Consider the following 12,041-nt stretch of genomic DNA (forward strand, 5'->3'; position numbering starts at 1 on the left):
ATGGAGTTAGCTAATTTAAAGCCGGCTGACGGCGCTAAGCAGTCAAAGAACTTCAGACGTGGCCGTGGTCATGGTTCAGGAAACGGCAAGACTGCTGGTAAGGGCCATAAGGGCCAGAAGGCAAGATCTGGAGCACCAAGACCTGGTTTCGAAGGTGGTCAGATGCCTTTGTTCAGACGTATTCCTAAGAGAGGATTTACGAACATCAATACTAAGGTTATCACAGGTATCAACCTTTCTGTTCTTGAAGATAAGTACAATGATGGTGAGGAAGTAACTTTTGAAACTCTTCTTTCAAAGGGCATCATTAAGAAGCTTAACGATGGTGTTAAGATTCTTGGAAACGGTGATCTTACAAAGAAGCTCAATGTTAAGGTTACAGCTTTTTCTGCATCAGCAAAGGAAAAGATCGAAGCTTTAGGCGGAACATGTGAGGTAATCTAATGTTCAAATCGATACTGAATGCATTTAAGGTAAAGGATTTAAGAAAAAGACTTATTTTCGTTTTCCTGATGCTCGTGGTAATTAGGTTTGGATCGAATCTTCCTATTCCGGGTGTGAACTCAGAGTATTTTGCCCAGCTGTTCAACAGCATGGCTAATAATGATGCATTTGGTTGGTTTAATACGATGACTGGCGGCTCTTTCGAGCAGCTGTCAGTCTTCGCATTGTCAATCACACCGTATATCACCTCATCCATCATCATTCAGCTCCTTACAGTTGCAATTCCAGCGCTTGAAGAGCTGCAGAAGGATGGCGAAGAGGGAAGAAAGAAGCTTACAGAGTACACCAGATATGTGACTATAGGTCTTGCACTGATTGAATCATCGGCAATGGCTGTTGGTTTTGGTGGACAGGGGCTTCTCATCGGTTACGCTGATGCGAGCACAGTGAGAAAGATTGCAGATGTTGCGATTGCAGTTATTACAATGACAACAGGTTCTGCACTTCTCATGTGGATTGGTGAACAGATAACTGATAAAGGCATCGGTAATGGAATATCACTGGTGCTTCTTTTCAATATTCTTTCATCAGTTCCAAATGATTTTCAGACACTGTATGTCAGATTCATACAGGGAAGAAATGTTGCAACAATGGTAGTTGCTGCTATCATCATAGCTGCATGTCTTATCGCACTTGTTGCATTTACAGTCGTTTTGACTGACGCAGAACGCAAGATACCGGTGCAGTACAGTCGTAGAGTACAGGGTAGAGGCTTGGTTGGAGGACAGTCTTCGTCGATTCCTCTTAAGGTTAATACAGCGAGTGTTATGCCGGTTATTTTTGCTAGTTCACTTATGACAATGCCAGTTGTAATTGGACAAGTTCTTAAAGTTGATTATGGTACAGTTTTGGGACAGATCTTACGTGGTTTGAATTCTGGGTCATGGTGTAATCCAGATGCTCCGATTTATAGTATCGGTCTTATCGTATACATTCTACTGCTGTACTTCTTTGCATATTTCTATACATCCATTTCTTTTAATCCGTTAGAAATTGCAAATAATATGAAAAAGCAGGGCGGTTTTATCCCGGGCATTCGTCCAGGAAAACCAACCAGCGATTATCTCGATAGTATTCTTACATATATTATCTTTATCGGTGCTTCAGGTCTTGCTATCGTTGCAATTATTCCTATCTTTGTTTCCGGAGTATTCAACGTTGGAAGAATTTCTTTTGCAGGAACATCACTGATTATCATAATTGGTGTTGTACTTGAGACATTGAAGGCAATAGAGTCACAGATGGTAGTAAGAAATTACAAGGGATTTTTAAACGACTGATAAGCACTAAGCCTCCTCTGGACAAGACTCCGGGGAGGCTATAAGTGTTTAATACATTAAACATTATTTGGAGGCCTTAAATGAAGATTGTAATGTTGGGGGCACCTGGTGCCGGTAAAGGTACACAGGCAATAAAGATTGCAGATAAATATGGTATCCCGCACATCTCAACCGGTGATATCTTTAGAGCAAACATAAAGGGCGGAACCGAGCTGGGAATGAAGGCTAAGTCTTATATGGATAAGGGTGAGCTTGTTCCTGATGAAGTTACAATTGGCATGCTTCTCGACAGAATCTCTGAGGATGACTGCAAGAACGGATACGTACTTGACGGTTTCCCACGTACTATTCCACAGGCAGAAAGTCTTACAAAGGCACTGGCTGATCAGGGTGAGAAGATAGATTACGCTATGGATATTGAGGTTCCGGACGAGGCTATTGTGAAGCGTATGTCAGGAAGAAGAGCATGTCCTAAGTGTGGTGCAACATATCATATTGTTTATGCAGCTCCAAAAGTGGAGAATATATGCGATAAGTGTGGTAGTGAGTTGATCATTCGTTCTGATGATAAGCCCGAAACGGTTCAGGATCGTCTTAATGTTTATCATAAACAGACTGAACCACTTATTTCTTATTATAAGAATGCCGATGTACTTCGCGAGGTTGATGGTACAAAAGAACTTCAGGAAGTTTTTGATGATGTAGTTGCGATTCTTGAAAACAAATAAATGTAATATGTATTGGAAGTCGGGCCTTTACTTCAGGTCAGTGAAGATTGACCCGTCTTCTGTGTTTTCTAAGTTTTGAGTCGGAAAGAAGTTATATAATGATAGAAATTAAATCAAAACGAGAAATCGAGTTGATGCGGGAAGCAGGAAAAATTCTTGCGGAAATGCATAACAGAGTGGGCGAAAAGATTGCACCGGGCATAAGTACCGGAGAGTTGGATGAGTTCGCAGAGAAGACTATGCGAAAGTTAGGCGGCTTCCCAAGTATGAAGGGTCTTTATGATTTTCCGGGTTGCTGCTGTATATCTGTTAATGAGGAAGTTATTCATGGAATACCTGATCGTCATCGTATATTAAAAGATGGTGACATAGTTTCCATTGATACTTGTACAAGCTATCATGGCTATAATGCTGACGCAACCAGAACATGGGCTGTGGGTGATATTTCCGATGATGCAAAGAAAATCATTAAAGTCTGTTATGATGCATTCTGGAAAGGTGCTGAGCAGGCTGTGGTAGGAAATCATCTTAATGATATTTGCGCCACAATCGGTAACTATGTTGAATCTCAGGGCTGTGGTGTAATCACAGATTATTGCGGGCATGGAATTGGCAGCGAGATACACATGGATCCAGAGGTGCCTAACTATGATTTGCATAGGAAGGGACCGAAATTATGTGCGGGCATGGTTCTTGCGGTAGAGCCAATGATTACATTGGGTTCACCTGAGGTACACACAGGGGCTAACGGATGGTCCGTAATACCGGATGACGGTAGCTTATCATGCCACTATGAAAATACAATTCTTATTACAGATAACGGACCGGAAATCCTGACTCTGATTAAATAAATAAGAAGAAACTGATTAAATAATGAAGAGGAGAACTGAATGTCAAAATCAGATGTAATTGAGATTACTGGTAAAGTAATTGAAAAACTTCCGAATGCAATGTTTCAGGTTGAACTTGAAAATGGCCATCAGGTACTTGCACATATTTCCGGAAAGCTTCGTATGAATTACATTAGAATTCTTCCAGGTGACAAGGTGACAATTGAACTTTCGCCATATGACCTTTCAAAAGGCAGAATCATCTGGAGAGACAAATAAAGCTGTAAAAGGATTCTGACAATTGAAAAAAAGTCTTTACAAGTAAAGATGCTTTTGTTAGAATAATACGGCAACTTTGTTCGAATTCGTTATTAGAAAGGGGAATTACTATGAAGGTAAGATCATCAGTAAAGCCTATCTGCGAGAAATGCAAAGTCATTAAGCGTAAAGGCTCTATCAGAATTATCTGCGAAAACCCTAAGCACAAGCAGAGACAAGGTTAATTTTAACAGGAGGAAACAAAAATGGCTCGTATTGCAGGTGTCGATTTACCTAGAGAGAAGCGTATCGAGATTGGTCTGACTTATATTTATGGTATCGGACAGTCTTCAGCTGATAAGATTCTCAAGGCAACAGGCGTTAACCCTGATACACGTGTTAAGGATCTCACTGACGAAGAAGTAAAGGTACTCGCAAACTATATTGCTGAGAACCAGGTAGTAGAGGGTGATCTCAGAAGATCAGTTGCTCTTGATATCAAGAGACTTCAGGAGATTGGCTGCTTCCGTGGAATCCGTCACAGAAGAGGTCTTCCGGTTAGAGGTCAGAAGACTAAGACTAATGCTAGAACACGTAAGGGACCACGTAAGACAGTAGCTAACAAGAAGAAGTAATTAGCTGAATCTTGTAGGTGAAAAGTCATGATCTGAAATGATCAATCTGATTTATAAAATCAGAAGTAACTATTGTGATCTTCATGTTTTAAATACAGGAAGACAGTTAAAGGAAAGTAGGTTAGTTTTAATATGGCTTCAGGTAAGAGAATAACAAAGAAGCGCGTAAAGAAAAACGTTGAACGCGGACAGGCACATATTCAGGCATCTTTCAACAACACTATTGTTACACTGACAGATGCAGAGGGTAACGCTCTTTCATGGGCAAGTGCCGGTGGTCTTGGATTCAAAGGTTCAAGAAAATCTACTCCATATGCAGCTCAGATGGCTGCTGAAACTGCTGTTAAGGCAGCTTTAGTACACGGCTTAAAGTATGTGGATGTTAGTGTTAAGGGACCAGGATCTGGACGTGAGGCAGCTATTCGTGCCCTTCAGGCAAATGGTCTTGAGGTAACATCTATTAAGGATGTGACTCCTGTTCCACACAACGGATGCCGTCCACCAAAGCGCAGAAGAGTATAATCTTTTTTGATTAGCTTATAGCAAAATACTTAAAAGACATAGGCCGCAGTATGTATAAAATAGCGGCAGATCTGTCCGAAGAAGTCTATGGATGTAAAGGACGTATCACGTAAATATTCATGATATTAATAAGGAGAAAGAATTATGGCAGTTGATAAAACTCCCGTACTTAAAAGATGCAGGTCACTTGGACTTGACCCTGTATTTTTAGGAATTGACAAGAAGTCAAACAGACAGCTTAGAAATCAGCGTCGTAAGATGTCAGAGTATGGCACTCAGCTTCGTGAGAAGCAGAAGGCTAAGTTCATCTATGGCGTACTTGAGAAGCCTTTCAGAAATTATTATGCAAAGGCTAACAAGATGAAGGGCCAGACAGGTACAAACCTCATGATCCTTCTTGAGTCTCGTCTTGATAACGTAATTTTCAGAATGGGTCTTGCACGTACTCGTCGTGAGGCACGTCAGATTGTTGGTCACAGACTCATTACTGTAAATGGCAAGGTTGTAAACATTCCTTCATATCTTGTATCAGCAGGCGATGTTGTTGCAGTTAAGGAGAACAAGAAGTCTCTTCAGAGATTTAAGGATATCCTTGAGGTGACAAATGGTCGTTTGACACCAGCTTGGCTTGATGCAGATCAGGAGAATTTAAAGGCTACTGTAAAGCAGCTTCCTTCAAGAGAGGAAATCGACGTTCCGGTTAACGAGATGCTTATCGTCGAGTTGTATTCAAAATAATTAGCCTGCAATAAAGGAGGCATTGCATGTTCGATTTTGAGAAACCAAACATTGAGATTGTTGAGATTTCAGATGATAAGAAGTACGGCAGATTTGTTTGTGAACCTCTCGAGAGAGGTTATGGAACAACTCTTGGCAATGCTCTGAAACGTATCATGCTTTCTGCATTACCTGGTACTGCGGTATCTCAGGTGAAAATCCAGGGTGCTGATAAGGATGGAGATTCTATCCCAGGCGTTAAGGATTCCCTGACTGAGGTTATTATGAACCTCAAGAGTCTTGAAATTAAGAACACATCGTCCTCCGATGACCCGAAGATTCTGTATCTTAATTTTGATGGAGAAGGTGTAGTTACTGCATCTGATATTCAGCTTACTGAAGATATAGAAATACTCAATCCGGATCAAAAGATTGCTACTGTAGATGGTACTGCGAATTTTGAGATGGAAATAACAGTTACTTCGGGCAGAGGCTACGTTGGTGCAGATAGAACAAAGACATCCGATCTCCCTACAGGAGTAATTGATGTTGATGCTATATATACACCTGTTGAACGTGTAAATATGTCAATAAGCAATACTCGTGTCGGTAATATGACTGACTACGATAAGCTTACTATTGATGTATTTACAAACGGTACAATGAGTCCGGACGATGCTGTATCTGATGCAGCAAAGTTCCTTTCAGGGCACTTATCATTTTTCGTTGAGCTTTCACAGAATGCTCAAAATGCTGAAGTCATGGTTGAGAAGCCAGATGATGAAAAAGAGAAAGTACTCGAGATGAATATAGACGAACTTGAGTTATCAGTTCGTTCTTATAACTGCCTTAAGAGAGCAGGTATAAATACTGTTCAGGAGCTTTGTGCAAAAACTCCTGAAGATATGATGAAGGTTAGAAATCTTGGTCGTAAATCTCTTGAGGAAGTTTTAGCAAAACTTAAGGAATTAAATCTTAGCCTTACAATTAGAGAAGAGTGATTTATTCGATTGTATGAAAACTGTGAAAGGCCACAGACGCTAAGATGTATTTACCGGTAAGACTAAAAAGCACGGTGGAGGATTATAGAAATGGCAAAATACAGAAAGTTAGGTAGAGAGTCAAGACAGAGACAGGCTATGCTTCGTGCTCTTACAACATCTCTTATCCATAACGGTAGAATTTTCACAACTGAGGCACGCGCTAAGGAAGTTCGTAAGCAGGTTGAGAAGCTTATTGCACTTGCAGTTAAGGAGAAGGATAACTTTGAGGAAGTAACTGTAAAGGCTAAGGTTGCTCGTAAGGATGCTGACGGCAAGCGTGTTAAGGATGTTGTTGATGGTAAGAAGGTTACAGTTTATGATGAAGTAGAGAAGACAATCAAGAAGGATAAGCCTTCAAGACTTGCTGCTCGTCGTCAGATTCTTGCATACCTTTATCCTGTAACAGAAGTTCCTACAGCAAAGGCTGGACAGAAGAGAAATACCAAGAAGGTTGATCTTGCTGCAAAGCTTTTCGATGAGTACGGTGCAAAGTATGCTACACGTAACGGTGGTTATACTCGTATTGTTAAGGTCGGTCTTAGAAAGGGCGACGCTGCAATGGAAGTTCTTCTTGAGCTCGTATAATTAATCTACACGCGAAAGCGTATGAGATCAAAGAGAATCATCTTAGGATGGTTCTCTTTTTTTATATTTATGGGATCTCAATTAAAATGATTCATTATCAGACACAATTGATAACATGTCATATAAACTTAAAAGATTAGAACTTGCAATATGGTATACTAGTGATGAAGTTATAATTATACTTATGAGGTAGTAGGGAATGCTAATCAGATATAACAGATTGAATATTATAAAAATTATAGTATGTTTTATTAATTTAGTCATATTCTCGGCTTTTCAATGTATAGCCGGTGATATGAATGTAAGAATTAACTCTGTACGTATAACAGTATCTGACTATTTAAGGAACTATCAATCTGATGGAACTGAAAGCGGCTTGCCAACTATATCAGAAAGTGATTTTACAGTTCCTGACAGTAAACAGTATGAAATTAACAGTATTTCCTGGATTGGAGATGAGAATTATAAAATTGGCAGTAAGCGTAACATAGAGATATACTTAAATGCCTTGGAAAAGGAACGATCAAATGACAATTATACGTACTATTATTTCAGTGGTAGCTATGACAGTACGAACGTTCATGTTACCGGAGGAGATTTTGTTTCAGCCAGACTGGAAGGCAACTATGCATTGAGAGTAGTGATTTCACTTAAGGGATTGAAGGGAGTCTATGAAGCTCCTACTTCTGCTGCATGGAGTGCGTCTACACTGGGACTTGCATCGTGGACGGCACCGACAAATACATCGGGATACTATAAAGTATGTCTATATAGAGACGGGGTTAAACTTGCGAATATCACAACAGATCAGACTGCTCTCAATTTGTATCCATACATGACAAAAGGAGGAGCATATTACTTTGCAGTATCTTCAATTCCTTATACATCCGAACAGATAGGGGTAGGAAAGGAATCAAGCGAGCTTCAATCTGTTTACTTAAATGTTTCAGATGATCTCGTTTCTGACGGAACAGGACAATATTCGGATTCGAAATATATATTAAACAGTACCGGAAGTTCATCTTTACTGGGATATAATACCAGCGAAACAACAATTGCTTCAAACACTTATGATTATAATTCCGGCACTTCATATACGGTTTATAATGCTTCGACAGGGCAGACTACAGTCATGCCGGGACATGAGAATAATGAGGCCGGTAATGGTAATAGCTCTAGTACAACAGGTAACTGGTATAAGGAAGGAAACTACTGGTATTTTAAAACCAGTTCGGGAAATCTGGTAAAGGATGATTGGATAATATGGAAAAATGCATATTACAGATTTGATTCGGATGGAAAGATGATTACAGGGTTTTATAATAAGAATGAAAACACAACTTATTACCTATCTAATAGTGGAGCTATGAAAACAGGTTGGGTACTTGTAAATAATACTTGGTATTACATGAATCCTGAACCGGGAGAGTATTATGGACTAATGTACAGAGGAACGGTTGTAAATATCGGGGAAAAAAGTTATTTCTTTGATGCAGATGGAAGAATGAGAACAGGATGGATTATCATAAGAGATCAGAACGGTATAGATCAGTATTACTATTTTTATCCAAAGACAACTGAAACCGGTGAAAATTATGGCCATATGGCAAAATCAACCACGGTACTCGGAGGTTACACCATTGCCGGGGACGGTCATTGGGTTCATTGATGTATTAAGGGCAGACCATTAGGGCCTGCCCTTGTTTTTTATTTATATATCTAATATACTTAATCTCGCTGATAAACGCTATAATAAACAGGGTTATCAGCAATAATACAATGAAGATTTGTTTTTATTTGAATTTTCAAGTAAGTTAAGAAACTTACTGATACAAGGAAAAGTTTATAGTATTAATATATTAAGTCATATTAGATTCGGGAGAAAAAATTGAAAATCATCGAAGCATTGCATCTTGCATATGATTACATCCGAACAGACGAGAATGATAAGATTATCGAAAAGACCAGGGCACTTAATGATGTGAATATTTCCATCGAAGAGGGCACTTTTGTTTGTGTGCTGGGTCATAACGGTTCAGGAAAGTCTACATTAGCCAAATTGATAAATGGTCTTAATCTTCCCTCTGAAGGGGTAATGCTTGTAAGCTCCAAGGATACTAAAAATGAAAAGGATCTTTGGGATATAAGAAAAGAAACCGGTATGGTATTCCAAAACCCGGACAATCAGATTATAGCATCAGTAGTTGAAGAGGACGTGGGATTCGGACCTGAAAATATAGGTGTACCAACTGCGGAAATCTGGGAGAGGGTAGACAAAGCACTTCGAGCCGTAGGTATGGAAGCATATCGTATGAAGTCTCCAAACAGGCTTAGCGGAGGACAAAAGCAGAGGGTTGCCATCGCCGGAACTATGGCTATGATTCCTAAAACTATAGTTTTAGATGAGCCTACAGCTATGCTTGATCCCAGCGGTCGCGCTGAGGTTATAAAGACTGTAAGAGAATTGAATAAGACAGAAGGCGTGACCATTATCCTTATAACACATTATATGGAAGAAACAGTTGATGCTGATCGTATCATTGTTATGGATCAGGGAAATGTTGTCATGGATGGAACGCCCGTAGAAGTCTTTAAGAATGTCAAAGAACTTAAGGATATCAGAATGGATGTTCCGGAAGTTACTGAATTAGCGTGGATGCTTAGGAATGCCGGTTTACCGGTGAAGGAAGCGATTCTTACACGAAAAGAACTCGTTGAATGTTTACAGAATTGTCTTCCAAAACAGGTGGACTTTATGCCTGATTTTGTAAAGAAGAAACCGGTTCACATGGATATTACGGATCCTGTTATCAGGGTACGAAATCTCAGTCATGTATATCAAAAAGGAACAGCTATGGAAAGTTATGCTCTTAAGGATGTTTCTTTTGATGTTCAGAGAGGTTCCATAGTTGGGTTTATTGGCCACACAGGCTCAGGTAAGTCTACATTGACACAGCATTTGAATGGACTTTTAAAGGCTACAGATGGTGTCATAGAGGTTAATTTCAAGGATAATGCAGAACTTATCAGAAGTAAGGGCGGCAAGCCTGTAAAGCCTGATAAATCGGGTTATAACGGAGGCAAGCTTATATCCGAGTTGACGTCCAGTATGGAAATGAATCCTGAGAACAGCTGTTATGAGGGTGTGAATAGTTCAAATAATACTTCAGTTTACAGAGAGAAGCCTCTTCATAACGGTGATGCTTCAAAATTTGTGAGCATTTATACAGAAGGCTTCGACATGAAGCAGCTTAGATTCAAGGTAGGATTGGTATTTCAGTATCCGGAGTATCAGCTGTTTGAGATTGATGTTATAACAGATGTTATGTTTGGTCCCAAAAACCAGGGGTTGTCTGAGGAGGAAGCGCGAAAAAGAGCTGAAGAGGCGCTTAAAATGGTAGGGCTCAGTGAAAAATTATGGAAAAAATCTCCTTTTGAACTCAGTGGAGGACAGAAGAGAAGAGTTGCTATCGCAGGTGTGCTGGCTATGCACCCGGAAGTACTCATACTGGATGAGCCAACAGCAGGTCTTGATCCGGCGGGACGAGATGATTTGTTTAAGCAGATTAGACAGCTTCACGACAAGGTTGGGATGACTATTATACTTGTATCTCATTCAATGGATGATGTTGCAAGGTATACAGACCAGGTTGTAGTACTTGACCATGGTGAATTGAAAATGACAGGAACACCAGAGGAGATATTCAAGAGATATAAGGAACTTGAAGAGATGGGACTCGGTGCACCACAGATGACATATCTTATCCATGAACTAAAGGATGTGGGCATTCGCTTTGAGGACAGACCTGATACGGTTAAAGAGATGGCGGATTGTATAGTGGACCTATGGAAAAGATACAATAGTGAAAATAAGAAAAATAAAAGTTTAGCTTCCGGAAAGGGGGTAAACTGATGTTTAGAGAGATTACACTTGGACAGTATTATCCGGTTGATTCCGTTATACATAGACTTGATCCCAGAGTTAAATTGCTTGGTACACTTGTGTTTCTGGTAGCACTATTTGTTGTTAATAGTTGGATCATGTATGGTGTGGCTGCTATCGTGCTGGCGGTACTTATAAAACTAAGCAATGTACCTTTCAAGTTTATGACGAAAGGCCTTAAGAGCATTGTTATATTGTTATTAATCTCTGTCAGCTTTAACCTTTTTCTCACCCCGGGAGAGCCGATTGTAAAGCTTTGGATTCTGACAATAACAAGGGAAGGTCTTGAGATAGCACTTAAAATGGGACTCAGGCTTGTGCTACTTGTTCTTGGCTCATCTCTTATGACACTTACGACCACGCCTAACCAGCTTACAGATGGTATGGAGAAAGGATTAGGAATATTCAAGAAGATAGGCATTCCGGTACATGAGATATCGATGATGATGTCTATTGCTCTTAGATTTATTCCGATACTTGTTGAGGAGACGGACAAGATAATGAAGGCTCAGCAGGCAAGAGGTGCAGACTTCGAGAATGGTAATATCATAGAGAGAGCCAAAGCTATGGTTCCTATTCTTGTTCCACTTTTTATAAGTGCTTTCAGAAGAGCTAACGATCTCGCTATGGCCATGGAGGCGCGATGCTACCATGGAGGAGAGGGAAGGACAAAGATGAAGCCGTTAAAATATGAGGGGAGAGACAGAATTGCCTATATTTTAATGTTTCTTTATTTTTCGGCGTGTGTAGCGTCGAGATTTATCCCTCTTAAATAATAAGATTATAGGAACGTAAAAATGCAATAAGACGGATAAAGTGAAAGCCCCTCATTGAAGTATTTCAAAGAGGGGCTTATCATATATTGATAAATGGCTTAATAGTTAGGACTTAATGGTTAACGGATATGCTTTATATTATTCATCCCTGATGCGGTGGCGATAAGGGTTTAAATTTCAGACTGTAGTTTAGTATCATAAATCGAAAGTGAACATGAAA

14 protein-coding genes are annotated in these 12,041 nt (G+C 39.9%); all 14 read left to right on the top strand.

Annotated features, from left to right (window positions below; translation table 11 throughout):
- The 14 genes from rplO to BM294_RS06485 all read left to right on the top strand — a co-directional run bounded on the left by rplO (position 1) and on the right by BM294_RS06485 (position 11,821).
- Positions 1–444 carry a 50S ribosomal protein L15 gene (gene rplO / locus BM294_RS06420; protein WP_091205860.1) on the top strand — a complete coding sequence of 148 codons (444 nt, stop codon included), beginning with the start codon at positions 1–3 and terminating at the stop codon, positions 442–444.
- The gene (secY, locus tag BM294_RS06425; RefSeq protein ID WP_091205862.1) at positions 444–1,784 is read left to right on the top strand and encodes a preprotein translocase subunit SecY; all 1,341 of its coding nucleotides are present in this window, start codon (positions 444–446) and stop codon (positions 1,782–1,784) included. The genes rplO and secY overlap by 1 nt, the downstream gene beginning before the upstream one ends.
- An 80-nt stretch (positions 1,785–1,864) precedes the next feature.
- A complete protein-coding gene (locus BM294_RS06430) occupies positions 1,865–2,512 on the top strand; it encodes an adenylate kinase (protein ID WP_091205863.1) in 648 nt (215 codons plus the stop codon).
- A gap of 98 nt (positions 2,513–2,610) precedes the next feature.
- Positions 2,611–3,363 (top strand): type I methionyl aminopeptidase, encoded by a 753-nt coding sequence (gene map / locus BM294_RS06435; RefSeq protein ID WP_091205865.1) that lies wholly within the window; start codon positions 2,611–2,613, stop codon positions 3,361–3,363.
- A 39-nt stretch (positions 3,364–3,402) separates the two neighbouring features.
- On the top strand, positions 3,403–3,621 hold the full coding sequence (gene infA, locus BM294_RS06440; RefSeq protein ID WP_007157657.1) for a translation initiation factor IF-1: 219 nt from the start codon (positions 3,403–3,405) through the stop codon (positions 3,619–3,621).
- A gap of 110 nt (positions 3,622–3,731) precedes the next feature.
- Positions 3,732–3,845 carry a 50S ribosomal protein L36 gene (rpmJ, locus tag BM294_RS06445; RefSeq protein WP_003022746.1) on the top strand — a complete coding sequence of 38 codons (114 nt, stop codon included), beginning with the start codon at positions 3,732–3,734 and terminating at the stop codon, positions 3,843–3,845.
- 21 nt (positions 3,846–3,866) lie between these two features.
- Positions 3,867–4,235 carry a 30S ribosomal protein S13 gene (gene rpsM / locus BM294_RS06450; protein ID WP_091205866.1) on the top strand — a complete coding sequence of 123 codons (369 nt, stop codon included), beginning with the start codon at positions 3,867–3,869 and terminating at the stop codon, positions 4,233–4,235.
- 132 nt (positions 4,236–4,367) lie between these two features.
- Positions 4,368–4,757, top strand: a complete 390-nt coding sequence (gene rpsK, locus BM294_RS06455; RefSeq protein ID WP_036607960.1) for a 30S ribosomal protein S11 — start codon at positions 4,368–4,370, stop codon at positions 4,755–4,757.
- Positions 4,758–4,901: 144 nt separating this feature from the next.
- Entirely contained in the window at positions 4,902–5,495 is a 594-nt protein-coding gene (rpsD, locus tag BM294_RS06460; RefSeq protein ID WP_091205868.1) for a 30S ribosomal protein S4, read from the top strand.
- A gap of 26 nt (positions 5,496–5,521) precedes the next feature.
- Positions 5,522–6,475 (top strand): DNA-directed RNA polymerase subunit alpha, encoded by a 954-nt coding sequence (locus BM294_RS06465; RefSeq protein WP_091205870.1) that lies wholly within the window; start codon positions 5,522–5,524, stop codon positions 6,473–6,475.
- A gap of 90 nt (positions 6,476–6,565) precedes the next feature.
- Entirely contained in the window at positions 6,566–7,102 is a 537-nt protein-coding gene (locus BM294_RS06470; RefSeq protein ID WP_091205871.1) for a bL17 family ribosomal protein, read from the top strand.
- Positions 7,103–7,397: 295 nt separating this feature from the next.
- The gene (locus BM294_RS06475; RefSeq protein WP_175494568.1) at positions 7,398–8,771 is read left to right on the top strand and encodes a PspC-like choline-binding domain-containing protein; all 1,374 of its coding nucleotides are present in this window, start codon (positions 7,398–7,400) and stop codon (positions 8,769–8,771) included.
- Between the two features lie 219 nt (positions 8,772–8,990).
- Positions 8,991–11,015: an energy-coupling factor transporter ATPase gene (locus BM294_RS06480; RefSeq protein WP_091205875.1), complete on the top strand. Its 2,025-nt coding sequence runs from the start codon at positions 8,991–8,993 to the stop codon at positions 11,013–11,015.
- The gene (locus BM294_RS06485) at positions 11,015–11,821 is read left to right on the top strand and encodes an energy-coupling factor transporter transmembrane component T family protein (protein ID WP_091205877.1); all 807 of its coding nucleotides are present in this window, start codon (positions 11,015–11,017) and stop codon (positions 11,819–11,821) included. Before BM294_RS06480 ends, BM294_RS06485 begins: the two co-directional genes overlap by 1 nt.
- The last annotated feature ends 220 nt before the right edge of the window (positions 11,822–12,041 follow it).

It is taken from the genome of Oribacterium sp. WCC10 (assembly GCF_900113415.1).
Classification (GTDB): Bacteria; Bacillota; Clostridia; order Lachnospirales; family Lachnospiraceae; genus Oribacterium.